This window comes from Actinophytocola algeriensis (assembly GCF_014203735.1).
GTDB classification, from domain to species: domain Bacteria; phylum Actinomycetota; class Actinomycetes; order Mycobacteriales; family Pseudonocardiaceae; genus Actinophytocola; species Actinophytocola algeriensis.
On the sequence record NZ_JACHJQ010000001.1, the window covers coordinates 1,075,095 to 1,101,418 of the forward strand.

Annotated in this window: 25 protein-coding genes; 10 read left to right on the forward strand and 15 right to left on the reverse strand. The window is 71.6% G+C overall.

Annotation, left to right across the window (positions count from 1 at the left end; all coding sequences use genetic code 11):
* Nucleotides 1-55: 55 nt before the first annotated feature.
* Nucleotides 56-2,191 (reverse strand): Stk1 family PASTA domain-containing Ser/Thr kinase, encoded by a 2,136-nt coding sequence (locus FHR82_RS05105; RefSeq protein ID WP_311770877.1) that lies wholly within the window; start codon nt 2,189-2,191, stop codon nt 56-58.
* Nucleotides 2,192-2,350: 159 nt separating this feature from the next.
* On the opposite strand from FHR82_RS05105, the gene FHR82_RS05110 reads away from it, so the two are divergent.
* Entirely contained in the window at nt 2,351-2,722 is a 372-nt protein-coding gene (locus FHR82_RS05110) for an Rv2175c family DNA-binding protein (protein ID WP_311770878.1), read from the forward strand.
* Here FHR82_RS05110 and FHR82_RS05115 read toward each other — a convergent pair.
* The 7 genes from FHR82_RS05115 to FHR82_RS05145 all read right to left on the reverse strand — a co-directional run bounded on the left by FHR82_RS05115 (nt 2,704) and on the right by FHR82_RS05145 (nt 9,208).
* On the reverse strand, nt 2,704-3,405 hold the full coding sequence (locus FHR82_RS05115) for a MauE/DoxX family redox-associated membrane protein (RefSeq protein ID WP_184809019.1): 702 nt from the start codon (nt 3,403-3,405) through the stop codon (nt 2,704-2,706). The two genes, FHR82_RS05110 and FHR82_RS05115, sit on opposite strands and share 19 nt — an antisense overlap.
* The gene (locus tag FHR82_RS05120) at nt 3,405-3,683 is read right to left on the reverse strand and encodes a hypothetical protein (protein ID WP_184809020.1); all 279 of its coding nucleotides are present in this window, start codon (nt 3,681-3,683) and stop codon (nt 3,405-3,407) included. The genes FHR82_RS05115 and FHR82_RS05120 overlap by 1 nt, the downstream gene beginning before the upstream one ends.
* A gap of 15 nt (nt 3,684-3,698) precedes the next feature.
* Nucleotides 3,699-4,097, reverse strand: a complete 399-nt coding sequence (locus tag FHR82_RS05125) for a hypothetical protein (RefSeq protein WP_184809021.1) — start codon at nt 4,095-4,097, stop codon at nt 3,699-3,701.
* A gap of 76 nt (nt 4,098-4,173) precedes the next feature.
* Nucleotides 4,174-5,106 (reverse strand): phytoene/squalene synthase family protein, encoded by a 933-nt coding sequence (locus tag FHR82_RS05130; RefSeq protein WP_311770879.1) that lies wholly within the window; start codon nt 5,104-5,106, stop codon nt 4,174-4,176.
* Nucleotides 5,103-6,497, reverse strand: coding sequence for a hypothetical protein (locus FHR82_RS05135; protein ID WP_184809022.1), 1,395 nt, complete (start codon nt 6,495-6,497; stop codon nt 5,103-5,105). The genes FHR82_RS05130 and FHR82_RS05135 overlap by 4 nt, the downstream gene beginning before the upstream one ends.
* Before the next feature lie 65 nt (nt 6,498-6,562).
* Nucleotides 6,563-8,083, reverse strand: coding sequence for a phytoene desaturase family protein (crtI, locus tag FHR82_RS05140; protein ID WP_184809023.1), 1,521 nt, complete (start codon nt 8,081-8,083; stop codon nt 6,563-6,565).
* On the reverse strand, nt 8,084-9,208 hold the full coding sequence (locus FHR82_RS05145; protein ID WP_376706385.1) for a polyprenyl synthetase family protein: 1,125 nt from the start codon (nt 9,206-9,208) through the stop codon (nt 8,084-8,086).
* Between the two features lie 80 nt (nt 9,209-9,288).
* Between FHR82_RS05145 and FHR82_RS05150 the strand changes: the two genes are divergently transcribed.
* The gene (locus FHR82_RS05150; protein WP_184809024.1) at nt 9,289-10,194 is read left to right on the forward strand and encodes a methylenetetrahydrofolate reductase; all 906 of its coding nucleotides are present in this window, start codon (nt 9,289-9,291) and stop codon (nt 10,192-10,194) included.
* Between the two features lie 108 nt (nt 10,195-10,302).
* Here the strand turns inward: FHR82_RS05150 and FHR82_RS05155 are convergent, their stop codons facing one another.
* On the reverse strand, nt 10,303-10,980 hold the full coding sequence (locus FHR82_RS05155; protein WP_184809025.1) for an LppM family (lipo)protein: 678 nt from the start codon (nt 10,978-10,980) through the stop codon (nt 10,303-10,305).
* A gap of 76 nt (nt 10,981-11,056) precedes the next feature.
* On the opposite strand from FHR82_RS05155, the gene FHR82_RS05160 reads away from it, so the two are divergent.
* Nucleotides 11,057-12,712 carry a DUF885 domain-containing protein gene (locus FHR82_RS05160; protein ID WP_225943944.1) on the forward strand — a complete coding sequence of 552 codons (1,656 nt, stop codon included), beginning with the start codon at nt 11,057-11,059 and terminating at the stop codon, nt 12,710-12,712.
* Nucleotides 12,713-12,770: 58 nt separating this feature from the next.
* Here FHR82_RS05160 and FHR82_RS47245 read toward each other — a convergent pair whose 3' ends face one another.
* Nucleotides 12,771-12,932 (reverse strand): hypothetical protein, encoded by a 162-nt coding sequence (locus tag FHR82_RS47245; protein WP_311770880.1) that lies wholly within the window; start codon nt 12,930-12,932, stop codon nt 12,771-12,773.
* Nucleotides 12,933-13,026: 94 nt separating this feature from the next.
* A complete protein-coding gene (locus FHR82_RS05165) occupies nt 13,027-13,608 on the reverse strand; it encodes an MBL fold metallo-hydrolase (RefSeq protein WP_311770881.1) in 582 nt (193 codons plus the stop codon).
* A gap of 297 nt (nt 13,609-13,905) precedes the next feature.
* Here FHR82_RS05165 and FHR82_RS05170 point away from each other — a divergent pair, with 297 nt between their 5' ends.
* Nucleotides 13,906-15,369: a PfkB family carbohydrate kinase gene (locus tag FHR82_RS05170; RefSeq protein ID WP_184809027.1), complete on the forward strand. Its 1,464-nt coding sequence runs from the start codon at nt 13,906-13,908 to the stop codon at nt 15,367-15,369.
* A gap of 5 nt (nt 15,370-15,374) precedes the next feature.
* Nucleotides 15,375-16,154, forward strand: coding sequence for a GTP cyclohydrolase II (locus tag FHR82_RS05175; RefSeq protein WP_311770882.1), 780 nt, complete (start codon nt 15,375-15,377; stop codon nt 16,152-16,154).
* A gap of 75 nt (nt 16,155-16,229) precedes the next feature.
* On the opposite strand, the gene FHR82_RS05180 is transcribed toward FHR82_RS05175, so the two are convergent.
* Both FHR82_RS05180 and FHR82_RS05185 read right to left on the reverse strand, forming a co-directional pair.
* Nucleotides 16,230-16,808 carry a GNAT family N-acetyltransferase gene (locus FHR82_RS05180; protein WP_184809028.1) on the reverse strand — a complete coding sequence of 193 codons (579 nt, stop codon included), beginning with the start codon at nt 16,806-16,808 and terminating at the stop codon, nt 16,230-16,232.
* A gap of 17 nt (nt 16,809-16,825) precedes the next feature.
* A complete protein-coding gene (locus tag FHR82_RS05185; RefSeq protein WP_184809029.1) occupies nt 16,826-17,326 on the reverse strand; it encodes a YbaK/EbsC family protein in 501 nt (166 codons plus the stop codon).
* 219 nt (nt 17,327-17,545) lie between these two features.
* On the opposite strand from FHR82_RS05185, the gene FHR82_RS05190 reads away from it, so the two are divergent.
* From FHR82_RS05190 to FHR82_RS05200, 3 genes are read left to right on the forward strand one after another with little or no spacing between them, the layout of a single operon-like run.
* A complete protein-coding gene (locus FHR82_RS05190; RefSeq protein WP_184809030.1) occupies nt 17,546-17,959 on the forward strand; it encodes an SAV_6107 family HEPN domain-containing protein in 414 nt (137 codons plus the stop codon).
* On the forward strand, nt 17,956-18,717 hold the full coding sequence (locus FHR82_RS05195) for a maleylpyruvate isomerase family mycothiol-dependent enzyme (RefSeq protein ID WP_184809031.1): 762 nt from the start codon (nt 17,956-17,958) through the stop codon (nt 18,715-18,717). Before FHR82_RS05190 ends, FHR82_RS05195 begins: the two co-directional genes overlap by 4 nt.
* A 31-nt stretch (nt 18,718-18,748) precedes the next feature.
* On the forward strand, nt 18,749-19,477 hold the full coding sequence (locus tag FHR82_RS05200) for a VOC family protein (RefSeq protein WP_184809032.1): 729 nt from the start codon (nt 18,749-18,751) through the stop codon (nt 19,475-19,477).
* A 41-nt stretch (nt 19,478-19,518) separates the two neighbouring features.
* On the opposite strand, the gene FHR82_RS47925 is transcribed toward FHR82_RS05200, so the two are convergent.
* A complete protein-coding gene (locus tag FHR82_RS47925) occupies nt 19,519-20,502 on the reverse strand; it encodes a Clp protease N-terminal domain-containing protein (RefSeq protein ID WP_184809033.1) in 984 nt (327 codons plus the stop codon).
* 62 nt (nt 20,503-20,564) lie between these two features.
* Between FHR82_RS47925 and FHR82_RS05210 the strand changes: the two genes are divergently transcribed.
* Together FHR82_RS05210 and FHR82_RS05215 are read left to right on the forward strand one after the other, a co-directional pair.
* Complete coding sequence (locus tag FHR82_RS05210) at nt 20,565-20,924, forward strand: excisionase (protein WP_184809034.1); 360 nt, start codon at nt 20,565-20,567, stop codon at nt 20,922-20,924.
* A gap of 482 nt (nt 20,925-21,406) precedes the next feature.
* Nucleotides 21,407-21,556 carry a hypothetical protein gene (locus FHR82_RS05215; RefSeq protein WP_184809035.1) on the forward strand — a complete coding sequence of 50 codons (150 nt, stop codon included), beginning with the start codon at nt 21,407-21,409 and terminating at the stop codon, nt 21,554-21,556.
* Nucleotides 21,557-21,574: 18 nt separating this feature from the next.
* Here FHR82_RS05215 and FHR82_RS05220 read toward each other — a convergent pair whose 3' ends face one another.
* Nucleotides 21,575-26,218 (reverse strand): ATP-dependent helicase, encoded by a 4,644-nt coding sequence (locus FHR82_RS05220; RefSeq protein WP_376706386.1) that lies wholly within the window; start codon nt 26,216-26,218, stop codon nt 21,575-21,577.
* Between the last annotated feature and the right edge of the window lie 106 nt (nt 26,219-26,324).

A 26,324-nucleotide genomic window follows, 5' to 3' on the forward strand; every position in this document is an offset into this window, starting at 1 on the left:
GTGTCCTGCGAGTTACGCCCATGCGAAGCCGTGGTTGTTCACCCTTGCGCGCAGGTCAGGGGATCACCCATATGACGACCTTCGAGTTCGGCGCGACCTTGCTGTTGGCGGTGGGGCTCTGGCCGATCACCCGGCCGGACCCGCCGCCGAAGGCCTGGATCTCCGCCTGGAGCCCGAGTTGCTGCAGCGTTGCCACGGCCTGGTCGGCGGACTGGTTGCCGAGGTCGGGCACGGTCACCGCGTTGGACACGATCACGGTGACGGTCTTGTCGTCGCCCTCGATCTTCGAGCCGATCTCCGGGTCGGTGCGGATGACCCGCCCGCCCTCGACGTCCGCCGAGAACTCCGCGGTGCCCTCGACCGGTGTGTAACCGAGGGCGGTGAGTTCCTGGAACGCCTCGTCCCGCGTCTTGTTGCGCACGTCGGGGATCGGCTTGGGCTCCGGGCCCTTGCTGAGCACGATGACAACGCGCTCACCGATGTTGAGCTCCGTGCCCGGCTGCGGCGAGACCGAGACGACCTTGCCCTTCTCGACGTCGTCGTCGTACCGGTTCTGCCCGTCGTCGCGGTCCGGCTGCAGGCCCTGCTTGCGGATGAGGTCCTCGACCTCCGTCGGGTCGGCGCCCTCGCGCACCTCCGGCACCTTCGGCTTGCCGAGCGACACGACCATGGTGACCGAGTCGCCGCGCAGCACCTCCTGGCCCTGCGCGGGGTCGGTCCTGATCACCGTGCCCGCCGCGATGGTGTTGTGCCGTTCGGTCTTGATCTGCGGGTCCAGGTCGTTGTCCCGCAACTTTCGTTCGGCGTCGTCCCTGGCCATCGCCGCCACGTCCGGCACCGTGCGGTACCGGCCGGAGGCGAACCACCAGGTCGACGTGCCGACGAGCGCGAGCACCAGCACCGCGACGGCACTCCACAGCGCGATCGACCCGCCGCGGCCCTTCCGCGCGGGCGGCGGCTGCGGCGGCCGGTTGCGTGGCGGGCGCGGCGGTGCGGCCTGCGGCTGCTGGGACGGGAACGGACCGGACACGGGTGGCACGTACTCGGTCGCGGGGCCGGCGCGGTCCAGGTCGGTGCGCAGCATCGCCCGCGTGCCCTGCGGCCCGATCGGCCGGAAACCACCGGGCGGCGCCTGCCGCACGATCGTCGCGCCCGCGGGCGCGACGGGGGCCACCGCGGGGGACACGACGGGGGCGTTCCGGACGGTCCTCTCAGCCTCGCTGGTGTCGATCACGCCCGAGCTGTGGCGGATGGTCTCCGGCGACACCGGCATCGTGCGGTCGGCGATCGTCGGCGCGGGCACCGGGACCGGCACCCGCGGCGCACCGATCACCATGCGCAGCTTCTCGATCTCCGAGAGGAACGCGGCGCCGTCGACCGGGCGCTGCTCCATGTCGCGCCGGGTCGCGCGGACGACCAGGTCGTCCAGCTCGGGCGGGATGTTGCCGGCGAGCGTGGACGGGGCGGGCACGTCGTCGTTCACGTGGCGGTAGGCGACGGAGATGGCGTTGTCGCCGGTGTAGGGCGCGGTGCCGGTCAGTGCCTCGAACAGGACGATGCCCGCCGAGTACACGTCGCCTGCCGAGTTCGCGTTGCCGGTGGTGACCTGCTCGGGGGAGAGGTAGGCGACCGTGCCGAGGATGACGCTCGCGCTGGTGGTCCCCGCGCTGTGGATGGCTCTGACCAGGCCGAAGTCGCCGACCTTGACCGTGCTGCCGCCCTCGCCGCCGTGCCCGATGAGCACGTTCTCCGGCTTGACGTCCCGGTGCACCAGACCGGCGCGGTGCGCGGCGGCCAGTGCCGAGAGCACCGGCTCCATGATCGCGAGCGCGGTCGGCACGTCGAGCGCGCCGCGCTCGTTGATGAGGTCGCGCAGCGTGCCGCCGTCGACGAGCTCCATGACCAGGTAGACGAGATCACCGTTCGGTGACTTGTCGACGCCCTGGTCGTGCACCGCCACCACGTTCGGGTGGTGGATCTTGGCCGCCGACCGTGCCTCGCGCTCGAAGCGGTCCACGAAGGCCCGGTCATCGGCGAACCGCGCGTCCATCACCTTGATCGCCACCCGGCGGTCGAGACGCGTGTCCAGCCCGCGGTACACCGAGGACATGCCACCGCGGGCGAGCAGCGCGTCGACCCGGTACCGCTGCTCCAGCAGCGCGCCGATCAAGCCGACTCCCCTTTCGTCCACGACCGTGATGGTACGGAGCGCGGCGTGATGGCGTGGCGAAGCGGTCCAATTCGCGGAGCCCGCGGAGCGAATCATGGGGCGCTGTCCGGGTCACGACCGGGTCACGCGGGTGGAAAACCCTCTGCGCGGGACGACCTCACCTGTGGCATCGTTTGCGGTGTGAGTGCGATCCCTTCCGCCGACGACGTGCTGGGCCCCGATGTCGAGGTCCTACCGCTGCCCGATGTGGCCGACCGGCTGGCGCTGCCGGTCACGAAGGTACGGCAGGCGTTGCGGGACGGTCAGCTGCTCGCGGTCCGCAGGAACGGGGTGCTGAGTGTGCCGACCCCGTTCCTCACCGCTGACGGCCAGATCGTCAAAGGCCTGCCGGGCACGATCACCGTGCTCGCGGACGCCGGCTTCACCCCCGACGACATGCTGCGCTGGCTCTTCGAGCCGGACGAGACGCTGCCGGGGGGCACCCCGATCGCCGCGCTGCGCGCGACGGGTGGCCGTGAGGTGAAACGCAGGGCTCAGGCCCTGGCTTTCTGACCGGCCGCCCGGGTCACGGTCCGCTGCGTCGCGGTCCGCTGCGTCGCGTCGAGTGCGCGGCGCAGTCGAGCCTGCTCCGCGTCGGTGCCGATGTGCACGAACCCGGCCAGGAACGCCAGCCGCGCGAGCAGCCGTCCACGGCGGGTCGGTGCGGCACGCCGAGCCAGCCTGCGCGCCACGCCGGCCGACCGCACGGGTGCGATCCGCCCGCCGGCCACCGCGGCCAGCACCATGACGGCGAGCAGCGCGCCCGCCCACCCCAGTGCGGCGACGCTGACGCCCCGCGGCCACCCCGTCCCGGCCACGTACCCCGCCGCGGCCGCCAGCACGGCCGTACGGGCCAGTTCGGCGCCGCCCGCGGGTCCTTCGGTCAGTGACGCCCAGCAGCCGCACGACGAGCCACGCCGGACGGCCACGACCACGAAGCCGAGGAACCCGGCGAACGTGACCGCGAGCGCCACCCCGGTGACCCGGCCGCCGACGTGCACGACGGCCGCGGCGAGCAGCAGCTCCCACGCGCCGAGCAGCCGCCCGTGGCGCCGCAGCGCGGAGGTGCTCCCACGCGGCCCGAAGACGCGCCGCAGCGCCCCGGCCACGTGACCGGGGCGCCACAGCTTGGGTGCGCCCGCGCTGACCAGCAGACCGGCCAGCGCGAGCGCGAAACCCTGCGACAGAGCGGCCATCACAGGTGGTCGTAGCAGTCCATGATCACGGCCATGATCACGCCGAGCCCGGCGCCCGCGGCCACCGCCGCGATGGCCTCCGCGGCGGCGATGCCGACCGCGGCCAGCGCCGCCTCCAGGTACACGCCGCCCCACCGGGCGGCGGCGATCAGCATCGCCTTCACGTCCTGCGGCAGCATCTTCCACAGGCCCGCGATCTCCTTGACCCCGTCCTCGCCGATCTCCACGAGGATCTCGCCGTCCCGGCCCGCGCACGCGGTGAAGTCATCCCACGACATGGTTCAGCCCTTCCCTCACGCGGTCTGTTCGAGTGCCTGGTTCGTCGCCGACAGCGACTCGTGCAACGTCATGCCGTTGGCCGAGAACGCGGTGATCAGCGGGTCACCCTCGGACACCACGCCGACCTCCGGGTCGGCGAGCAGCAGGTCGGCGCCCTGCCGCGACAGGGCGTCCACGATCGCCCTGCTGTTCTCGTCCAGGCCCTCGTACCAGCTGTTCACGTGCAGCGCGATCTGCTGGATGTAGCCCGCGTCCGCCGCTTCCGGCGCGATGGCGATGCCTTGCTGCGCGAGCGCGTCGGCGATGCCGCCGCCTACGTCGCCCGTCGCCGCGTTCCCGGTCGGCTGCCAATCGGTGCCGTCCCACCAGTAATTGCCGTCATCGGAGAGCTGGGCTCCCTCTGGCACGGTCATGAAGTCCTCCCACGTCGTGGCTTGTGCACGGAGGATGACCTTTGGCAGCCGGACAGGGCAGTGCTGCGGGACCGGCTCAGCGGGAACGGGGTGCCACCCGAAAGGGCAGCGCACGGGCCATTGCGGAGACCGCGATCCGCAGCCGCCGGTGCGTCGGCACGACGACCCGCCTGCCGAGCACGTCGTAGCCGGCGTCGGCGATCTCGTCGAGGATGTGGCGGTACATGGCGGTCGCGGCGGCGATGCAGGGCCGTGACCTCGGCGCCAGCAGCGCGATGCCCGGTTCGGCCCGCCGGTAGACCGCGTGCGTGCAGGACACGAGGTGGGCGAGCGCGCGCCGGATCGGCCGTTCCGTGCGGCCGGTGCGGTGGGCGTGTTCGAGCATGGCCCGGTCCACCCCGAACGCGGCCAGCTCGTCGGCGGGCAGGTACAGGCGGCCGCGGTCGAGGTCCTCCCCGACGTCGCGCAGGAAGTTGGTCAGCTGGAACGCCTCGCCGAGCGCGGCCGCGTACGGCGCCGCCTCCTCCCGGGGGCCCTCGGTGCCGAGCACGGGCAGCATCTGCAGCCCGATGACCCCGGCCGAGCCGTGGGTGTACTCGGCGAGGTCGGCGAACGTGGCGTAGCCGGTGATCGTGAGGTCCATCCGCATGGACGCGAGGAACTCGGTGAACAGGGCCTCGTCGATGTCGTGGCGCCGCACGGTGTCGGTGAGCGCCAGCAGCACCGGGTGCGCGGGCGGCGCCCCGGCGAACGCCTCGGCGAGCGCCTTCTCGAGCGTGGTCAGCGCCTGGGCGGGATCACCCGGCGCGACCGCGTTGTCCACGATCTCGTCGGCCAGCCGCGCGAACCCGTACAGGGCGTGCACGGACGGCCTGCTCGCGGCGGGCAGGAACCGGGTGGCGAGGAAGTACGTGCGCCCGTACCGCGCGTTGATGCGGCGGCACGCCCGGTACGCCTCGTCGAGTGCCGGGGTGCTCTTCCTCCCGGCGGCGCCGAACAGCCCCGTCACTTCGGGCAGCTCACCCACTGGCCCGCCGGGCACTCGCCGTTCTCCTGCTTGTACGTGGCCACCAGCTGGGTCGCGAGCGCGTACGCCGAAACGGGGTTCTCGGCGGTGGTGACGAGCGATGCGGTGCACACCGACTTGGTGGTGCCGAGGCAGCCGCGCAGCTGTTCCTTCGCCTGGTCGCGCCAGTAGCGGGCGGACGCGACGCCGTACTTCCACACGCTGTCGGCGTAGCTGATCGCGTAGACGGCGTGCCCGCTCTCGCCTTCCCTGCCCGACTTGGTGTCGGCGGGCTTGGCGGTGGCGCGTTCCTCGAGCGGCTTCGCGTCCGGCGGGTCGGCGAGCGCGAGCGCGGTCCACACCGCGCCGTACGGGTGGCTGCCGGGCACCGAGTTGGCGCGCTGGTAGAAGCTCCCCCACTCCGGGGTGGTGATCGCGCAGCTCATGGTGGCCGCCGCGCCGGGCTGGACCGGTCCGACGGTCTGCTCGCAGCTGCCGAGCGGCGCGTTGTCGCCCGTCCAGTCGGCCTTCAGGTGGACCTTCACGGCCTTCTTGGACGGGTTGGTGATGTCGACGATGAGCGTGCAGCTCGGCGCGCCACAGGCGTCGAACCGGTTGCCGCCCTGGGTGATCGTGGTGAGCGCGTCGATCGCGGTGCCCAGGTCCTTCGTGGCCCCGTTCGCGAGGTCGGTGTAGATCTTGTTGATGTTCGCGGACACGTCGCTGACCGCGACCTGGAGGTCGCGCGCCTTGGTGTTCTCCGCGCTGCCGATCTCGTCGAGCGCGATGGCGACCACGCCGTGCGGCGCGTCCTTCGCGAGGTAGACCTTGCCGCCGTCGACGGGGACCTCGAGGCCCTCGACCTCGGCGACCTTGGTGGTCTTGTCCGGCAGCGCGCCGTCGCCCTTGGTGGCCTTGCCCGCGGCCTGGCTGACCACGTCCGGGGTGAAGATGTCGGCGAACTCGATGCCGAGCAGCACGGTCGGCAGCTTCACCCAGCGGTTGCCGAGCGCGGTGCCGTCGCCGGAGCTGACGCCGAAGCGGGCGGCCATGGCGGCCCAGAACTCGGGCGCGCCCTTGAGGTACAGGGTCTTGTCGAGCACCGTGATCGTCGCGCCGAGCCCGTCGACGGTGATGGTGCCGAACACCTCGCTGGTGCTGGTGGCGGTCACGTCGACGGTGAACGCGGAGCCGTCGGAGGCCTTCAACCCGCCCTGGTAGCGGGTCGCTGCGGACTCCGCGAAGCTCGTGAGCGCGGAAGCGGTCGCCTCGGCCGTGGTGAGCGGCCCGATCTCGACCCCGGACGGCGCGCCACCGACCGCGTTCGTGCAGGCGGTCAGCCCGAGCACGGCCACCACGAGAAAAGGCACAAGGCGGCGCGGCTTCCGAGTCATGGTCCTCCCCATCCCGGGTGCGCCGTGTGGTCTGTTCGGCGCAGTTCCGGGAGGAGTATCGCAACTCATCGCGCGGCGACGCGCGGGGATGAGCTGACGGAACGCTGACGTTGTGCGCCCGTTACCCGTTGGGCGGCCAGCCTGCCCGAGATGACCACCGGCGGGATGCCGACGCCAGGTGTGGTGCCACAGCCCGCGAGCACGGCGTTGGCCACGCCGCCGACGAGGTTGCGGGGCCGGAACGGACCGGTCTGCTGCAACGTGTGCGCGAGGGAGAACGGGGTGCCCGCGGCGAGTCCGGCCGCGGCCCAGTCCGCCGGGGTGACGAGCCGCTCGACCTCGACCGCGTCGTCGAACCCGGTGAGGCCGCGCGCCGCGAGCACCTGGCCCAGCTCGGCGCGGTAGGCGGGGCCGACCCGGTCCCAGTCGATCTCGCCGGTCTCCTGGTTGGGGCACGGCGCGAGGACCGAGATCACCTCGCGGCCGGAAGGCGCGAGCGCCTGATCGGTCGCGGTCGGCCGGGTGACCAGCAGCGACGGGTCGCTCATGAGCTTGCCGCGGTGCAGGATCTCGTCGAACGTGCGGTCCCAGTGCGTGCCGAAGAACACCGTGTGGTGCCCGAGCTCCGGCCAGGTGCGGGTCACGCCGACGTGCAGCACCACCGCGGACGGCGACCAGCGCGGCCGCAGCGGCCTGCGTGGCGTGCGGCCCAGCAGCCGGTAGCTGACCGGCAGGTCGGGGGTGAGCACGATCGCGTCACACGGGATCCGCTCGCCGTGCGTGGTGCGCACGGCGGTCACGCGGTCACCGGTGCGCTCCAGCCACGCGGCGCCGGTGCCGGTCCGCACCGACCCGCCCGCGTCGGCCGCGGCGGCGGCCATGGCCTCGGCGACCGCACCGACCCCGCCGCGCGGGAACCACACGCCCGCGACGGTGTCCATGTACGCGATCACGCCGTACGCGGCGAGCGCCTCGGCGGGCGCGAGACCCGCGTACAGCGACTGGAACGAGAACAGCCGCCGCAGCCGCTCGTCGGACAGGTACCGGCCGATCCTCGGGCCGAGCCTGCCGAACCCGCCCATGGCGGCCAGGTGCGCGAGCTTCGGGCCGAGCAGGTCGAGGGGCGAGTCGAAGTTGGCGCCGATGAACTCCTCGCGCTGCACCCGGTACAGGCTGGTGAGCCACTGGCGCAGCCGCAGGTACCCGGCCGCCTCGCGCGGCCCGGCCACCCGCCGGACCTCCTCGGCCATCGCGTCGGCGCCGGTGTGCACGTGGATCGTGGACCCGTCGGCGAAGTGCGCCCGGTAGGCGGGGTCGAGGCGGGTCAGCTCGACCCGTTCCGCGAGCGACGAGCCCACCGCCGAGAACGCCTCGTCCAGCAGGTCCGGCATGGTGAGCACGGACGCGCCGGTGTCGATGCGGTAGGCGCCGAGCCGGTCCGCGCCCGCCCGGCCGCCGACGTGCGGCGCCGACTCCAGCACGGTCACCTCGCGGCCCGCGCCGATCAGATGCAGCGCGGCCGAGAGCCCGGCGAGCCCGGCGCCGACCACGACCACCCGGTCGGTCGCGCCGGGGAGCGCGCGCATTCAGCGGTCCCGTCGGGTGGCGGCGATCGCGAGGTCCGCGAGCCGCGTGCGGCCGGGCTCGTCGAGGCCCGCCGCGTCGAGCGCGGCCATCGCCGACACCGTGAGCTTCTCGATCCGCCGCTCCAGCTCGTCGACCGCACCGACCTCGACCAGCAGGTCCCGCACGCGCTGGATGGTCTCCTGCGTCAGGCCGGGGTCGCCGAGCGCGCGGCGCAGCAGGTCCGCGTCGGCGTGCCTGCCCGCCTCGTCCGCGTAGCCCAGCCCCAGCGAGACGAGCAGCGTGCGCTTGCCTTCACGCAGGTCGTCGCCGGCGGGCTTGCCGGTCACCTCGGTGTCGCCGTACACGCCGAGCAGGTCGTCCCGCAGCTGGAACGCGACGCCGACGTCGGTGCCGAACGCACGGACCGCGGCGATCGTGTCCTCGTCGGCCCCCGCGAGCGCGACACCCATGTGCAGCGGCCGTTCCACCGTGTAGGCGGCGGTCTTCAGCCGCGCCACCCCCAGCGCGCGCTCCTCGGACTCGTCGCCCTCGGCCTGCGCGAGCACGTCGAGGTACTGGCCGGCGAACATCTCCGCCCGCATGGCGAGCCACGGCCCGCGGGCAGCACCTCGCATCCGGTCCGACAGCGGCGCGCCGGTGAACATGTCGTCCGCCCACGCGAGCGCCAGGTCGCCGAGCAGGATCGCGGCGGCCATCCCGAACCGCTCCGGCTCGCCGAGCCAGCCGCCCGCGCGGTGCGCGTCGGTGAACCGGACGTGCACGGTCGGGTGGCCCCTGCGCAGCTCGGACGCGTCCATGAGGTCGTCGTGGACCAGCGCGCACGTCTGGATCAGCTCCAGCGCGCTGACCGCCGTGAGCACGGCCTCGGCCCGCGTACCGGTGCCTTCCCCGCCCGCGGCGCGCCAGCCCCACCACGCGAACGTGGGCCGGATCCGCTTGCCGCCGCGGAGCGCGAAGTCGGAGAGGGTGTCGACGGCGGCCGCGAACGTCTGCGCCAGCGCGGGCAGCTCCGCGCGGCGCTCCGCCAGGTAACCGCGGAGGAGCTTCTCGACATGGCGGTGCACCGCCATGTCGATGTCCTCTGCCATGTCCGCTGCCACGCGCTCGGGGGTCACGCTGACCATGGTGCGTGTTCGGATCCCGGAACGCACTGCCGGGGGTGGGTGTCGAGGGTATCTGTAGGCAGGGTCACTACCCTGGGTACATGACTTCGGTGGTGGCGCGTATTCCCGGCGACCGGCCGGTGTTCTCCGTCGAGTTCATGCCGCCGCGCGACGATGCGGACGAACTCCGGCTGTGGAACGCGATCCGGTCGTTGGAGGGCCTTGACCCGGCTTTCGTGTCGGTGACCTACGGCGCGGGCGGCTCCAGCCGCGACCGCACCATCCGGACCACCGGCCGTGTCGTGACGGAGACCACACTGGTCTCGATGGCCCACCTGACCGCGGTGGACCACTCGGTGGCCGAGCTGCGCAACGTCATCGGCTGGTACGCCTCGCTCGGCATCCGCAACGTGCTCGCGCTGCGTGGCGACCCGCCCGGCGACCCCAACGGTGAGTGGGTCAAGCACCCGGAGGGCCTCGAGTACGCCGAGGAGCTGGTGAGCCTCGTCCGTTCGCTCGGCGACTTCTGCGTCGGCGTGTCGGCGTTCCCGTACGGCCACCCGCGCTCCGCCGACCTCGACGAGGACACCCGGTACCTGGTGTCCAAGCTCCGCGCGGGCGCCGACTTCGCCATCGCGCAGCTGTTCTTCGAGGCCGACGACTTCCTCCGCCTGCGCGACCGCGTCGCCGCCGCGGGCTGCGAGACGCTGCTGCTGCCCGGCGTGATGCCGCTGACCACGCCGAGGATCCTGAGCAAGACCGTGGAACTGTCCGGCGCGGACGTGCCCGCGTCGCTGGCAGGCAGGCTCGACCCGCTCGCCGGTGACGCGAAGGCGTTCCGCGAGGAGGGCATGAACGTCACGACCGAGCTGTGCGAGCGGCTGCTGGCCGAAGGCGTGCCGAGCCTGCACTTCTACACGTTCAACCGCTCCAAGGCGACGAAGGAAATCGTCGTCGACCGCCTCGGCCTGGCGCCGGGCCGGTCGCAGCTGCGTTCCGTCGGTTAGTGCTGCGGTCGCCTACGTTGGGCGTTCCTTCTTGCGCGGGGTGACTTGTCCTCGCCGGAGGGCGCCCCGCCCCATCCACGGAACCTGGCGACGTGGGTGGACACAGCGCTAGTAGCGGCCGACCGCCTGTGCTCGGTCGGCGCTCAGGCTTCGCCGGTGTGCGATCAGCGCGAGCAGCGCGGCGATCACCGCCGCCAGCAGTGCGCCGCCGCCGACGATCGTCACCCACTTCATCAGCGACTCGCCGCCGCCGTTGGAGTACTCCGCGATGGCGTTGAACTCGGTGACCGCGCCGGGCTTCGGGGACCAGCTGATCGTGCTGTCGTCCTCGTCGCCGTCGGTTCTGGTGACCGGGCCGGGGAAGGCGATCTTGATCTGGATGTCCGCGCGGTCCTTCGGCACCTGCGTCAGGTCGACCGACCCGGCGAGCGTGACCCGGCCACCCACGCGGCGCAGCGACAGCCGGTACTGGTTGGCCTCGGAGATCGACTCGACGAGCGTCGCCACGTCGGTGAACCGCAGCTCCTTGAAGGTCACCTTCTGGCCGACGTAGCCGTCCTGCGTGTACTTCTCCGCCCGCACACGGTCGTTGAGCTCCGGCGGGATCGTCAGCGGCGGCCCGTTGTCCTGTTCGCTCACCGGTAACGCGGCGATGATCAGCTCGCCCGAGACGGTGTCCTCCGGGGACACGGCCAGTGCGGTGTGGATGCGGAGGCACCCGGTCAGCGAAAGCATGAGCACGGCGAACAGCGCGAACAGCCCGGTGACCCTGGAGACCCTGCGCATCGCGCCATCCTGCCAGTAGCCGTGCCGGGCGCGAAATCCCGTGTGTGCGCAGGAGCTGATGGGTACCGTGCCCGCCATGACCGTGCACCGCATCAGCGACGACTACGTGGACGACTACGTCCGGCTCGTGCCCACCATCGCGACCGAGCTAGGCATACCGGGCTACGACGACCAGTGGCCGGACCTGTCGCCGGAGGGCAACGCCGCGGTGGCGGGCCTGGCGAGGCGCGCACTGGCCGACGTCTCCGCCGTGGAGCCATCGGACGACGCGGAACGCGTTGCGAAGGCGGTCTTCACCGAGCGCCTCGGCGTGGAGGTCGAGCTGTACGACGCGGGTCTGATCGACTCGGACCTCAACGTGCTCGCGAGCCCGCCGCAGAGCCTGCGGTCCACGTTCGACCTGATGCCGACGAGCACCGCGGACGACTGGTCCACCATCGCCACCCGCCTGTCCCGCCTGCCGGCGGCGCTGGCCGGGTACCGCGTGTCCCTGCTGCACGCGGCCGCGAAGGGCAACGTCTCCGCGGTCCGCCAGGTCACCAAGGTCGCCGACCAGTGCCAGAAGTGGAGCCAGGGCTTCTTCACCGACTTCGTCGCGGGCGCCAAGGACGTCCCGGACACCGTCCGCACGGACCTGGACGCGGGCGCGGCTGCCGCGTCGAAGGCGTACGGCGAGCTGGCGGAGTTCCTCCGCGCCGAGGTACTTCCGAAGGCCCCGGGGAAGGACGCGGTGGGCGCGGAGGCGTACAAGCTGTTGTCCCGCCGGTACCTCGGTGCCGCACTGGACCTGCGTGAGGCCTACGAGTGGGGCTGGACCGAGTTCCTGCGCCTCGAGGCGGAGATGAAGGAGGTCGCGAACCGCGTCAAGCCGGGCGCGAGCCTCGCGGAAGCGGCGGCGGCGCTGGACAACGACCCCCGCTACCAGGTGCGGGGCGTCGAAGCGTTCCGCGAGTGGATGCAGAAGCTGTCCGACCAGGCCCTGTCCGACCTGCGCGGCGTCCACTTCGACATCCCGGACGAGATCATGCGGCTGGACTGCAAGATCGCCCCGCCCGGCGGCACCGCGGGTGCCTACTACACGAACCCGACCGACGACTTCAGCCGCCCGGGCGCCATGTGGTGGGCCCTGCCCCCGGACAAGGACGAGTTCACGACGTGGCGCGAGGCGAGCATCGTGTACCACGAGGGCGTCCCGGGCCACCACATGCAGATCGCGACGGCCATGTACCACGCGGAACGGCTGAACAAGTTCCAGCGGATGCTGTCGTGGGTGCCCGCGTACTCGGAGGGCTGGGCCCTCTACGCGGAACGCCTGATGCGCGAGTTCGGCTACCTGTCGGACGACGGCAACCTGTTCGGGATGCTCAACGAGAACATCTTCCGTGCCGCCCGCGTGATCATCGACATCGGCATGCACCTGGAACTGGAGATCCCGGCGGGCACCGGCTTCCACGAGGGTGCGAGGTGGACCCCGGACCTGGGGCTGGAGTTCATGCTGACCCGCACGATCACCGAACACGAGCTGGTGGTCGACGAGGTGGACCGCTACCTGGGCTGGGCGGGCCAGGCCCCGGCCTACAAACTGGGCGAACGCCTGTGGCTGGAAGCCCGCGACGACGCGAAGGCGCGGGCGGGTGGCGCCTTCGACCTGAAGCACTTCCACATGGAGTCCCTCTACCTCGGCCAGATGGGCATGGACACGATGCGCGAGTGCCTGTCCAGGATCCAGTAGCCGAAGCCGACGCCACGAAGGGCGCCTTCAGGACGACCTCCCGTCCAGGAGGCGCCCTTCACGGCATCGACGGCACGCCACCCCGTGCGAGACCGGCGACCTCGGCGAACGCCCACGGATCGTGCGCGGAGAACACCCGCACCTCATCCCCGTGCTCCCGGACCAGCTCCCGCAACCTGGCCTGGTTCCCCACCCGCAACGGCCGGTCCACTTCGGTCACCTCCTCGAACGCGTCCCACAGAGGAATCGCCCAGCGGTCACTGGTGATCTGCCCGTCGTAATAAAACGCATCGCCGGCGTGCAGCAGCCATCGGTCAGCGGTTCGGACCGCCACCGCGCAGTGCCCGGCGGAGTGCCCGGCGAGGGGCACCAGCAACAACTCCGATGGCAGTCCGTCCAGCCGCACGGCGTCGAACCCGAACCACGACACGTCCCGCCGTGACGGATAGGTCACCCAGCGCGGCCGATGAGCCCAGTGCGCGGGCCGGGTACCGCAGCGTGTGCTCGGGATGTGCGTCGGAGACGGCCATGGCCGCCCGGTACTCGGCGTCGTGCAGGTGCACCCGCGCGCCGGGGAAGTCCGGCAACCCGCCGCTGTGGTCGAGATCCAGGTGCGTGAGCACGATGTCCGTGACGTCGGACGGCGCGTACCCACGCGCGATGAGCTGGGCCGCGGCGGTTTCCGACGGAGAGAGCACCGGCGCCGTGCGCTCCAGGAACGCGTCGCCGAGCGCGACCGAAGGCTGCGTCACGTCCACGGCTCCGAAACCGGTCTCCACCAGCACCAGCCCGTGCTCCGCCTCGATGACCAGGCAGTGGCACACGACCCGCGCGGGCTCCCGGCCGTCGGCGGGGATCTCACGCATGGTGCCGCAGTTGAGGTGTGTGACGTTCATCGTGCTCCCGGTTCGGCCGTTCGGTTGGTCTTTGCCACAAAGAAATGTGAAAACAGCGAAAATCACTCGCTTTGTCCACCGAATGGGGCAATTCGGTCGTCTGCTAGCCCTGCCGACGCAGCCGGGCACCCCCGTTCGGAGGAAGCGGTAGCGTCAGATCACGTGCTCCAGCATATAATATGACGACTGGTCTACCGAATTCAATAGACCGGTCATCATAGATCCCGGGAAACATCGTGACCGGTGCTTGCGCGACGCGAGATAGTGGAGGCAAGTGACACCCAGTGGAGGTCGGCAATGGCAACCGACGCGGAAGTCATCGGCGTCCGCGGCGTGTTCCTCAAGCTGAGGACCCATGCCGGCCTGACCGCGAGACGTCTGCGCGACACCGAGGTGGACACGCGCGTCCTCGCGGACCTGCCCGCGGTCCAGCGCGCCATCCGGGAGTCCGGCGCACCGGTCGAGCAGGCCATCGTCGACGCGGTGGCCGCGGTCGTCGCCGAGCTCGACCCCACCGACCGGCTCATCGCCGACGTGGTGCTCGCGCTGGGCATGCTGGCGGACCGGCTCACCGACCAGCCCGCGCTCGCCAACCGCCTCTACCGCGCCGACCTCGGCGTGCGGCGGGTGGCGCTGTCGGAGGGCTGGGCGACGCTGCACGAGCTGATGGGCGTCGAGCACCCGCCGCAGGCGCCCACCGTGCGCAGCCTGCGCGGTTCGGTGGAGGAGAAGACGCTGGGCGTGCTGGCCGAGCGCTGCGTGCGTGCCGCGGGCATGGCCCGCCGCGAGTCGACGGAGGAGCCGGGCAACGCGGTCGTGGTGGTCGGCGGCGCCGTGATGGACCACATCACCGTCGTCGAGTCCCTGCCGGTGGCGGGCGAGTCGGTGCAGGCCACGTCGTTCCACATGAATCCCGGCGGCAAGGGGCTCAACCTCGCCGTGGCGGGCAGGCGCATGGGTTTCGACGTCCGGTTCGCCGCCGCCGTGGGCGACGACGCGGCCGCTACCAGGCTTCTCGAGTACATGTCCGAGCAGAACCTGGGCACCGACTTGATCGTTGAAGCACCGGGCGAAGCGACCCCCGTGGCACAGGTTATTGTGCTGCCCAACGGAGACGCCGCCACGATCGGCTGGAAGAACGAGCTCCGGGTCGCACTCTCCACAAGAGACATGCGAAGTCAGGCGATGAGCCGTGCGCTGGCCGAGGCCGACGCCGTGCTCGTGACCCTGGAAGCGCCGGTCGATGTCGTGAAGTGGACTTTGGACACCGCACGGACTCTGCCGAGGAAACCGCTGGTGCTGTTGCAGGCGTCGCCGCCGCTGGACCGTCCACAGCAGATCTACCGGCAGTTGACCGGAGTGGACTACGTCGTGGGGTCCGAATGGGCTCTGAGCAAGCTGCTGCCCCCCTTCAACGACGACAAGAGCATTGACGAGATAGCGCGCCAGCTGCGCACTATGGGCGTGGCGACGGTCTGTGTCGTGGAGAACTTCCGCTGCCGGATCAGGTCTCGTGAGTTGGAAGCGGACTTCGACGCACCGTCGGTGCCGCTCACCGATTCCCCGGGGGCCAGAGAAGCCTTCTCAGCCGCCCTGATACATCATTTGCTCAGGATCGGACGCGGTGGCCTCACCCGCGAAAGCCTCGAGTGGGCGAGCGCGGCGATGGCCACGAACCTTTCCATCGACATCATCACAGACGCCATGCCGAAGCCCGGCGACGTCGGACGGATCATGGAGTCGGACCAGAGTGTGGGGTAGCCCGAGTGGGCGATGTAAACCTGACGGAACATGAGCTGAGGCACGCAGACGGGGACTTCCGCGTCGTCGTGCTCGGCCGCGGTTCCGACATGCACGGCAACCAGCCGTGCGCCGCGGTGTTCGGCGAACCCGGGAACGGGTGTCTCGTTCGAATTCACTCGCGGTGTGTGTACGGCGAGATCTTCGAGTCCGTCGACTGTGACTGCCGGGACCAACTGCGACAGTCGATGGCCATGATGCGCAAGGTGGGCTCCGGTGTCCTCATCTACCTCGACCAGGAGGGAAGAGGCGCCGGACTGCTCGCGAAGGCTCTCGGGTACCAGTTGACCCAGCGTGAGGGCCTGGACACGTTCTCCAGCTACCGGGTGCTCGGCCTGCCGGAGGACTCACGTTCCTATGAGGACGCGGTGGCGATCCTCCGCAACCTCGGCCTGCGCCGGGTGCGGTTGCTCACCAACAACCCGGCAAAGGTCGCGGCACTGTCCACGGCGGACTTCCAGGTCGAGCAACAGCCCTTCCTGGTCCGCGGGCAGAGCGCGGAGGCCCGCCGGTACCTGGCGGCCAAGGCCAGGTTCGGTCACACCATCTCGATCGCCGAGCTGGAAGCCGACGCCGCGCGCGACCGCTGGCGGTGGCTGCACAAGCTGCTGCGGCGGACGTGGCGCAAGCCGGCCCAGGAAACGCCCGAGCGGGCACCCGCGCGGGTCGTGGAACTGCCGGTACCCACGGTGAACCCCGTGGAGCAGTCGGTCACGTCGGCACAACCGACCGACCTCGTCAGCTGATGCGGTGGCCGGGGTGGCGAACCATCCCGGCCACCTGAACCCGAGGATCGCCGCGCCCGCGTCGCGTGCGCACTGTCAGTTCCGGGGCGGCGGGACGGGCAGCACACGACCCAGTACGCCGAACGGCCTGGGGTCGCCCGTGAACCGGTAGTGGCGCAGCACGTCGGTGAAGCCCAGCCGGTAGTACAACCGCCAGGCGCGGGTCGGGCCCTCCGGGGTCGACAGCAGCACCTTCGACGCGCGCACCCCGCCCAGCAGCCTGCGCAGCAGCTCCTCGCCGATGCCCCGGCCCTGGCTCGCGGGCGAGACGTGCACCTCGGTCAGCTCGAAGTAGTCCTCCAGCCAGCGGTCCGCCAGTTCCGCGCCGGACTGCTCGATGATCCCGCGGCGCACCTGCTCGTGCCACCACTGGCCCGCGGCGCCCCGGTAGCCGTACGCGACACCCACCATGCGGTGGTCGGCGTTGAACGCGCCGACACAGCGCCACTCCGCGCGCAGCATGTGCGCGAGCCACATGGGTGCGCGCTGTTCTGCGGTGCCCGACGGGTAACGCATCGCCGTGACGTACAGCGACAACGCTTCTGGCAGGCAGGCGCGCAGTTCGTCGGGGGAGAGGTCGACGAACCGTTCTACGCGTGGTGGGACCGCGGTCACGACAGCCGATTCTCCTCTCAGCCCGCGACGTCCGCAGCCGTGCCCCCCGTCAGGGCGACCAGATCGGCGTAGGTCGTCGGGAACACCGACTTCGGGTGGCCTGCGGCCGCCCACACCACCTCATAGCGTGCCAGGTCCGCGTCCACGACCGTGCGCACCGGGTGCGGGTGTCCCACCGGCGCCACCCCGCCGATCGCCTGCCCCGTGTGTTCCCGCACGAAGGCCGGGTCGGCCTTGCCCACCTCGTCCGCGCCGACCAGCGCGGCGAGCGTCGCGGTGTCCGCGCGGTGGGCGCCGGAGGTCAGCGCGAGCAGCGGGCGCACCTCGTCACCGTACGTAGCACGGAAGACGAGGCTGTTGGCGATCGCACCGACCTCGACGCCGAGCGCCTGCGCGGCCGCCGCCGCGGTGCGCACCTCGTCGTCGAGGAGGCGGATGCCGTCCGCGGCCGGGGAGAGGCCTGCCTCCAGCAGCGCGGCGGCCAGTTTGCTGATCGAGGGGTGGTCCAGAGAGGTCATGGCCCTATCTGACCACGGATGCGGTTCTGATCGCCGCCGAAATTCCCGGTCGAGGTTGAGTCTCCCGGCAGCCGGAGCTAAGCTCGAACTGTTCGAACACCCGTTCGAACACTGGCTCGGTGGCAGGACGGGGGAAGCGTCTTGCCACCGAGCCCCGCCGGCTTCCCCACGGCACATCGTCACAGCCAGTGATGATTTTCCGATCCGCGAGGAGATCCGGTGACTGCGACTCTCGACTTTCCGAACCACCACTCGGCGACGCCCGAGTCCGCGCTCGGCCTGCTCGCCCAGGCCGAGACCGGACTCTCCACCGCCGAGCTGGAGGAGGACGCGGCGCGCCGGTTCGCGGACGCCTATCTCGCGGCGTTGCGTGCCGCCGCGGCGCTGCTCGCCATGCGCGGGCGGCCGCACCGCGCCCGGTCGCGCCCGATGAGCGTGTGGACGCTGCTGTCGTCGGTCGCGCCCGAGCTGCGGGAGTGGGCCGCGTTCTTCGCGTCCTGCTCGGCGACGCGCGCGTCGGTGCAGGCGGGCATCACCCGTGCGGTCAGCACCCGGTCCGCGGACGACCTCGTGCGCCAGTCCGGGCAGTTCATCGAGCTGGTGTCGCGGTTGATCCGCGGCGCGGACCGGTGACCGTCACACCACTGGTCGACTTCGCCCGTCTGCTCGACGTGCTGGACACCGAGGGGGAGCGGCTCGCCACGTCGGCCACGGGAACGGATCCGGAGCTCGAGGTGCCCCACCTGCCGGGCATGCGGCTCGGTGAGGTGGTGCGGCACGTCGGCTCCGTCTACCGGATGGTGGTGTCCTGGCTGCGCGACGGCGAGCGGCCCACCCGCTGGCAGCGCGAGCCCGCGCCGGACCAGAGCGTCGTGGACTACTTCCGCGCCGGCCTGCTGGAGGTCGTCGACGAACTGGACCGGCACGACCCGCTCGAGGGTGCGCCCACCTGGTGGCCGGAGCACCAGAACTTCGGTTTCTGGTGCCGCAGGCTGGCGCACGAGACCACCGTGCACCGTGTCGACGTCCAGCTGACCGGCGCCAAACTGCTGGTCGGCGACATCGCGGCGGAGGTGGCGCTGGACGGCATCGACGAGCTCATGTCGCTGTGGTTCACCCACCGCCTCGGCGTGCTGGGCGTGTCGGACGTGGTCCCCGGCCGCGTGGCCGTCAACGCGGGTGGTCGCCGCTGGATCGCCAGGGTCTCCACCACCGGCGCCTCGGCATGGCGCACCGACGAGGACGAACCGGCCGAGGCCACGGTCTCCAGCGACGCGACGGGCATGTACCTGTGGCTGTGGGGCAGGCGCCCTGGTGCGTACGTGCAGGAGTCGGGCGATCCGGCGCTGGTCGCGCAGCTGAGATCACTGCTCCGCGTCGCGACGCGCTGAATTGTCGGTGCCTTCCGCTAGTTTGCTGCGCATGTCCACGCGACTGTGCAACGTGGTGGTAGACGCGGCCGACCCGACGGCCCTGGCGGAGTTCTGGGTGACCCTGCTCGACTGGCGCGTGTCCCATGCGGACGCCGAGGAGGTGGACGTCGTCGCGCCACCGGACGACGGCTGGAAGTTCGACCTGGTCTTCGTCCCGGTGGCGGACCAGAAGGTGGGCAAGAACCGGGTGCACCTGGACCTGTCGAGTGCCTCCCCGGACCACCAGGCGGCGATCGTCGCCCACGCGGAGGCGCTCGGTGCGGTTCGCGTCGACGTCGGCCAGCGCAACGTGCCGTGGATCGTCCTGGCCGACCCGGAGGGCAACGAGTTCTGCGTACTGGAACAACGACCCGAGTACGCGGCCACCGGTGCGATCGCGGCGGTGGTGGTGGACGTGGTGGACCCGTTGCGGCAGTCGGAGTTCTGGTCCGGCGCGTCGGGCTGGCCGGTGGTCGAGACGACCGCCGCCACGGCGTCACTGCGGTCGCCGGACGGGCGTGGGCCGTGGCTGGAGTTCGTCCGTACCGGGGAGCCGCATCGGGTGAAGAACCGGGTGCACCTGGACGTGGCGCCGTTGGCGGGGGAGGACCAGTGGGCCGAGGTGACTCGGTTGGCGGAGCTGGGCGCGCGGAAGGTGGATGTCGGGCAGGGGTCGGTGCCGTGGGAGGTGATGGCTGACGTGGAGGGGAACGAGTTCTGTGTGCTGACACCTCGGTGAGGTGGGGGGCTGGGGACGCCTGGTTCACCCTGCCCCGAAGGTCAGCCCTCCCGGCGGCGGAGGCGGTCGTGCAGTACCCGGCGGACCAGGAGAGCTGCCTTGTCACGGGGCGTGGACTCCGGCAGCGGGTCGTCCTTCAGCGTCTGCAGAAGGGAGAGCAGCAACTGGTTCGTCTTGGTCCACAGTGGAACGAACTTCCCGGTCACCGGGCCCGTCGCCGTCAGTGGGCCCTCCACCAGGCCCGTCACCGCCTTCGCGAGGTCCAGGGTCGCGCTGTCCCGGAAGACGAGGTGCACCTCGTCGTTCTCGACGCGTAGTTCCATCTTGCGGGCCGCCAGTTCCTCCGGCGTCGCGTCCGAGGTGTCCTCGGTGTCGAACTCGTCCACTTTGGACGCGACGGCGGCCGCGTCCACGCCGAGGTCCGCCAGTACCTTCGCGGCCATGCTGCCTTCCGCGCGGATCAGGGCCTCCAGCAGGTGATGGCTGCCCATCGGAGCGTCGCCTGCCAGGGCCTGTGCCGCGGTGACGACCTCCTCCGCCGCGTTGGTTCGAGGGGTGGCGCTCCAGCCGCCGGAGTGTTCGTGGGTGCCTTCGGCGAGGACGGCCGACACCGCCGTGCGGATCGCGGTGATGTCGTGGACCAGACCGGCCAGGATCCGCGCTGCCACGCCCTCGCCCTCGCGTTCCAGCGCAAGCAGGATGTGTTCCGTGCCGATGTAGTTGTGCTTGAGCTGCAACGCTTCCCGCAGCGACAGCTCCAGCACCTTCTTGGCGCGCTTCGTGAACGGGATGTGGCCAGGCGGAGCTTCCTTCGTCCCCTTGCCGACCATCTCCTCGACCCCGGTGCGGATCATCGCCGCCGTGACGCCCAGGTTGCGCAGCGCCCTCGCCGCGGCGCTCGTCGGCATGCTGAACAACCCCAGCAGGATGTGTTCCGTGCCGATGTAGTCGTGCTGCAGGCCCCTGGCCTCTTCCTGGGCGCGGACCACGACGGAGCGGGCTTCCGCGGTAAAACGCTCGAACATGCACTCGATGGTCAGCCCTGTTCGTAACCCTGTCAATACACTGTCATTGCTATGGTCACCCTATGACGGACTGGGATGAGCGGCTGTCCCGCTGGCGGGATGAGCTGGATCTGTTCGCGCAGCTCGAGGACACGCCGTGGGTCACGTTGGCCCAGGCGGAGCAGGAGACCGGGGTGTCCCGGTCGGCGCTGCGGGCCTGGTACCGCAACGGTGAGATCGAGTCGCGACTGGTCGACGGGCCCAACGGGCCGCAGCGGCTGGTGCCACTCGACGCGGTCGTCGCCAGGGCGGCGCAGTCGCCGCGGATCCAGCGGCGGGCCGAGCGCGAGGTGAGCCTCGAAGCGCAGGTCATGTTGCTCCGCCACCGCGTCGACCAGCTCGAACTGCGGCTGGCCGCGCTGGAGAAGGACAAAGACGCGTAGGCGGCGGAGCCCCCAGGCCTCCGCCGCCTACGCGATCCGGCTCAGGACACGAGTGCCCGGCCGCCGGCCCCCGGGTCCGTGACCCCCGTCAGTCCCGGTGACACCCTCGTTGGACGAGCGTAACCAGCGTGATCATCGGTGAACACGAAGTCCCGCACGCACTTTCGCGGGTGTCACCTCAGGGCACGATCACCCGTCCACCGGCACCCAGCACACCGACGCCGGTGAGGCCCGGAATGACACCCGGCCGGTTCCGGTGGGGGAGGTAGCTCCCCACCCCCAGGTCCCGGCGTCAGACAGTCGCCGAGACGGCCGTAGTTCTGACCCCACGCGTACACGCAGCCGGCCGTGCACGGCTCCTCCGGCACCCAGAAGTAGCCCGCGAGGTCCGCGGCCAGGTCCACCTGGCCCGCCTTGTTGTAGATGTAGGTGCGGGTTCCCCCAGGGCCTTCACCATCGGGACGACCGCCAGAGTCGCCGCGATGCCGGTCAGGTTGAACACCACGGCCGTCGCCGACTCGGGCACCCGGCTCGCGAGGTTCACCGAGACCACGCCGCCGGACCGCGTGTCCAGCATCCGCGCAGGGGTTACGTCGGCGCGACTCAGGTCCCCGACCCGCACGGGAGCGTAACCGGCGCGCACGGGATCGTCACGCGCGCAGTCGTAAACCCTTCGGTGTGGCACGGAAACCCGCGTCCCGCAACACATCGGCCAGGTTGGACGTCAGCGCCACCTCGCCGTCCGCGCGCTGGACCGCCAGCTGGCCCAGCCAGCCCTCGCGCACCGCACGGGACAGGGCCTCCGCCGCCGCGCGCAACGCCGTGTCGTCATCGGTGAACGACAGCAGCGAGCGGCCGCCGCGTTCCACGTACAGGGCGGGCACGCCGTCGACCAGCACCGCCAGCGCGCCCGCTTTCCGCCCAGGGCGGTGCTTTCCGTCGCCCACCGGGTCCGGCCAGGGCAAGGCCGCGCCGTACGGTTGTCCCGGATCCGCCGCCGCCAGCACCGTCGCCGCCACGTCCGTCGCGACCGCACCGTCCGTCCTGGACAGCGCGCGCAACCGGTCCACCGCGCCGCGTGCCGCGAACTGGGACGCGCCGAGCCCCTCCACGACGTAGCCCCGCACGATCTGGCCCGACTCCTCCATCGCGCGCAACACCTTGTACACGCCCGAAAAGCCGCCGGTCACCCGTTCGGTGTCGAGGGCGCCACGCGTGAGGACACCGTGTCGTTCCAGGAAAGCCTCCGCGCGGGCATGCGACCGCCGCGTCGGGTCTTCCTCCCGGGGCACGACCAGCGACCACCGGCCCGCGACCGTCGGCGGGCCCGTCCTGCTCGGCATCGACGGACGTGCCCCGCGCAACCGCGCGTACCGGCCACGCGGGGTGGAACTGCGCGGCTTGTGCGCCGCGCCGCGTCCGGCCACCAGCGCACGCAGCGGCGCGATCGTGTCGTTCGTGACGAGCCCCGACCACACCAGATCCCACAGTGCCGCAACGACGTCCTGGTCCGACGGCGCCTCCGCGCCACCGTCGAGCAGGACCGCCCCCGCCCGTTCCGCCAGCTGCCGGAAGAACAGCGCGCCACCGTCCATCGCGGACAGCACCGCGCCGTGCAGCGGTGTCTCCGGCACCGCCTCCTCCACGTCGGGCAGCAGCAGGTCCGCCACATCCGTCGGCGCCACCGCGATCCAGCCGTCGCCACCGGCCAGCGCACCGGTGCCGCACCACGTCACCTCGCCCGCCGTGGTCAGCTCGTCCAGCAGCGACGGCGTGTAGCCCGGCAGCCGGGACGGCATGATCAGCGACTCGAACCCGCTCGCGGGCAGCGGTGCACCCGCCAGCTGCTCCACCACCGACAGCACGTCGTCCGCGGTCGGTGCCGACCGCAAACGTTTGCCGACCCCGTGCCACACCGGCAGGAACCGGCCCAGCGCCGCCGGTTCGACCGGTTCGACCTCGGCACGCAGCTTCGCGAGCGACGCCCGCCGCACCCGCCGCAGCACGTCCGCGTCGCAGTACTCCACCTGCGTGCCACTGGGCCGCAGCTCGCCGCGCACCAGCCTGCCCGTGCCGACCATGCGGTCCAGCACCCCGGCCACCACCGCGACACCCAGCCCGAACCGCGTCGCCACCTCCGAGGCGGGGAACGGGCCGTGGGTCCGCGCGTACCGGGACAGCAGGTCGCCCAGCGGGTCGTCGACCGGTTCGGTGAACGCCTCCGGCACCCCCACGGGCAGCGCCACGCCCAGCGCGTCCCGCATCCGGCCAGCGTCCTCGACGATCACGAACCGTTCCTCGCCCGCGATCCGCACCCGGATGACCCGCCGCTGCTTCTCCAGCTCGTCGAGCCAGCCCGGCTCCACCCCGCGCAGCGCCGCCTCCGCCGGGGACAGATCTCCCAGGAACCGCAACAGGTCCGAGGCGTCCTCGGCGTGCCTGGCGTGCCGCGACTGCTCCAGCCGCTGCAGCGACTGCTCCACCTCGGCGAGCACCTCGGGGTCGAGCAGCTCCCGGATCGCCTCCGACCCGAGCAGTTCCGCCAGCAGTGAGGAGTCCAGCGACAGCGCCGCCGCCCGCCGCTCCGCCAGCGGTGCGTCCGCGTCGTAGAGGAACAGGCCCGCGTAGCCGAACAGCATGCTGCGCGCGAACGGCGACGGCGACTGCGTCTGCACCTCGACGACCCGCATCTTCCTCGACCGCACCTCGGACATCAGCGCCCGCAGCCCCGCGAGGTCGTACACGTCCTGCAGACACTCCCGCATGGCTTCGAGGATCACCGGGAACTGTTCGTACTTCGCCGCCACCGACAGCAGCTGCGACGCGCGCTGCCGCTGCCGCCACAAGGGTGTGCGCTTGCGCGGGTCACGCCGGGGGAGCAGCAGCGACCGCGCCGCGCACTCGCGGAACCGCGACGCGAACAACGCGGACCCGCCGACCTCGGTCACCACGATCTGCTCGATCTCGTCCGGGTCGAGCAGCACGTCCTCCGCGGAGGCCACCACGTCGGCGCCCTCGTCGTCGACGGTGTCCGGCAGCTGGATCACGATGCCGTCGTCGGAGTGCGCCACCCGGGCCTCGATACCGCGCCGCTCCCGCAGCCGCGCGCCGATCGCGAGCGCCCACGGCGCGTTCACCTGCGCGCCGAACGGCGAGTGCAGGACCATCCGCCAGTCGCCCAGCTCGTCGCGGTACCGCTCGATGAGCAGCGTGCGGTCGTCCGGAACGTGCCGCGTGGCCTCCTTCTGCTCGTCCAGGTACGCGATCAGGTTGCCGGCCGCGAACGCGTCGAGCCCCGCCGCCGTCGCCCGTTCCCGCGCCTCCTGTTCCGGCATGCTCGACAACTCACGCAGGAACTTCCCCAGCGCACGGCCGAGTTCGAGCGGCCTGCCGGGGGTGTCGCCCTTCCAGAACGGCATCCGCGCGGGCTCTCCCGGCGCGGGGATCGCGATCACCCGGTCGGCCGTGATGTCCGCGATCCGCCACGCCGACGTGCCGAGCAGGAACGTGTCGCCGACCCGCGACTCGTACACCATCTCCTCGTCCAGCTCGCCGACGCGGGACCCGGAACCCGCGTCGGACGCCGGGGTCATGACGGTGAACAGGCCGCGGTCGGGGATCGTGCCGCCCGAGGTGACCGCGAGCCGCTGGGCGCCCGGCCGCCCGCGCAGCTCACCGTTCACCCGGTCCCACGTCACCCTCGGCCGCAGCTCGCCGAACTCCTCCGACGGGTAGCGGCCCGCCAGCATGTCCAGCACCGAATGCAGCGCCGACTCCGGCAGCGCCGCGAACGGCGCCGCCCGCCGCACCAGCGCCGTCAGGTCGGAGACGGTCCACGGCTCGAGCGCCACCATCGCCACGACGTGCTGGGCCAGCACGTCGAGCGGGTTGCGCGGGTAGCGCATGGACTCGATCGCGCCCTCGCCCATCCGCTCCGCGACCACCGCGCACGACACCAGGTCACCACGGAACTTCGGGAACATCACGCCCCGCGACACCGCACCCACCTGGTGACCCGCGCGGCCGATGCGCTGCATGCCGGACGCGACCGACGGCGGCGCCTCGATCTGGATGACGAGGTCGACCGCGCCCATGTCGATGCCCAGCTCCAGCGACGAGGTCGCCACCACGCACGGCAGCTGCCCCGACTTCAGCGCCTCCTCCACCGAGGTCCGCTGCTCACGCGACATCGACCCGTGGTGCGCGCGGGCCACGGTCGGCGTCTCGATCCCCGCCGCCCAGCCGGACTGCGCGATGGCCTCGGCGGGGAAGTAGCCCACGTCGCCGGGGTGGGCGGGGTGCTCCGCCGCAAGCTCGTTGAGCCGGGACGTCAGCCGCTCCGCCAGCCGCCGCGAGTTGGTGAACACGATGGTCGACCGGTGTTGCCGGACCAGCTCCAGCACCCGTTCCTCGACCGCGGGCCAGATCGACGGTCTCCTCGGACCGCCCATCCCGCCTGCCATCTCCTCCAGGGTGCCGATGCCGCCCGGCAGGTCCAGGTCGAGGTCCGGATCGGGCGTGACCGGCCCCGCCAGCGGCGGCGGCCCGTCCAGCTCCGTCATGTCCTCGACCGGCACCACGACTGTCATCTCGATGGTCTTGCCGATCTTCGGCGCCACCACCGTGACCGGCCGTCCGCCCGCGAGGAACGAGCTGACCTCGTCGATCGGCCGGACCGTCGCCGACAGCCCGATCCGCTGCGCGGGCTGGGGGAGCAGCGCGTCGAGCCGTTCGAGCGACACGGCGAGGTGCGCACCGCGTTTGGTGCCCGCGACCGCGTGCACCTCGTCGACGATCACCGTCTCCACCCCGCGCAGCGACTCCCTGGCCGCGGAGGTGAGCAGCAGGAACAGCGACTCCGGGGTGGTGACCAGGATGTCCGGCGGTGTGCGCTGGAAGGACCTGCGCTCGTCGGCGGGGGTGTCGCCGGTGCGCATGCCGACCGTGATGCCCGGGTCGGGGTCACCCAGCCTGCGCGCGGCCTGGCTGATGCCCGCGAGCGGCGCGCGCAGGTTGCGCTGCACGTCGACGGCCAGCGCCTTCAGCGGCGACACGTAGAGGACGCGGCAGCGTTCGGTGCGCTCCGCCGGTTTGGGCTGGGTGGCCAGCCGGTCGAGCGCCCACAGGAACGCCGCCAGGGTCTTGCCGGACCCGGTCGGCGCCACGACCAACGAGTGCTCGCCGTTCGCCGCCGCACGCCACGCACCCGTCTGGGCATCGGTGGGCGTGGCGAATGCGCCGGTGAACCACTGCCTGGTCGCCGGCGAGAACAGGTCGAGCACGTCGGAACTCACGGACCCATCATGAACCCGACCACCGACAATTGTGGTTCGCGCAGGTCAGGGACCGATATCCGGGACCTGTCCCACGGTGCCGGACCGTTCTGGCAGCATCTCTCCT

Bases quoted from the DNA above. Each gene is read 5' to 3' on its own strand.
- FHR82_RS05120 (WP_184809020.1), bottom strand. From the start codon at position 3,683: ATGTCGTGGGATGACTTCACCGCGTGCGCGGGCCGGGACGGCGAGATC.
- FHR82_RS05170 (WP_184809027.1), top strand. From the start codon at position 13,906: ATGGCAACCGACGCGGAAGTCATCGGCGTCCGCGGCGTGTTCCTCAAG.
- FHR82_RS05150 (WP_184809024.1), top strand. From the start codon at position 9,289: ATGACTTCGGTGGTGGCGCGTATTCCCGGCGACCGGCCGGTGTTCTCC.
- FHR82_RS05165 (WP_311770881.1), bottom strand. From the start codon at position 13,608: ATGAACGTCACACACCTCAACTGCGGCACCATGCGTGAGATCCCCGCC.
- FHR82_RS05210 (WP_184809034.1), top strand. From the start codon at position 20,565: ATGACGGACTGGGATGAGCGGCTGTCCCGCTGGCGGGATGAGCTGGAT.
- FHR82_RS05125 (WP_184809021.1), bottom strand. From the start codon at position 4,097: ATGACCGTGCCAGAGGGAGCCCAGCTCTCCGATGACGGCAATTACTGG.
- FHR82_RS05185 (WP_184809029.1), bottom strand. From the start codon at position 17,326: ATGACCTCTCTGGACCACCCCTCGATCAGCAAACTGGCCGCCGCGCTG.
- FHR82_RS47925 (WP_184809033.1), bottom strand. From the start codon at position 20,502: ATGTTCGAGCGTTTTACCGCGGAAGCCCGCTCCGTCGTGGTCCGCGCC.
- crtI (WP_184809023.1), bottom strand. From the start codon at position 8,083: ATGCGCGCGCTCCCCGGCGCGACCGACCGGGTGGTCGTGGTCGGCGCC.
- FHR82_RS05215 (WP_184809035.1), top strand. From the start codon at position 21,407: ATGCCGGTCAGGTTGAACACCACGGCCGTCGCCGACTCGGGCACCCGG.
- FHR82_RS05135 (WP_184809022.1), bottom strand. From the start codon at position 6,497: ATGACTCGGAAGCCGCGCCGCCTTGTGCCTTTTCTCGTGGTGGCCGTG.
- FHR82_RS05115 (WP_184809019.1), bottom strand. From the start codon at position 3,405: ATGGCCGCTCTGTCGCAGGGTTTCGCGCTCGCGCTGGCCGGTCTGCTG.
- FHR82_RS05160 (WP_225943944.1), top strand. From the start codon at position 11,057: ATGACCGTGCACCGCATCAGCGACGACTACGTGGACGACTACGTCCGG.
- FHR82_RS05155 (WP_184809025.1), bottom strand. From the start codon at position 10,980: ATGCGCAGGGTCTCCAGGGTCACCGGGCTGTTCGCGCTGTTCGCCGTG.
- FHR82_RS05200 (WP_184809032.1), top strand. From the start codon at position 18,749: ATGTCCACGCGACTGTGCAACGTGGTGGTAGACGCGGCCGACCCGACG.
- FHR82_RS05145 (WP_376706385.1), bottom strand. From the start codon at position 9,208: ATGGTCAGCGTGACCCCCGAGCGCGTGGCAGCGGACATGGCAGAGGAC.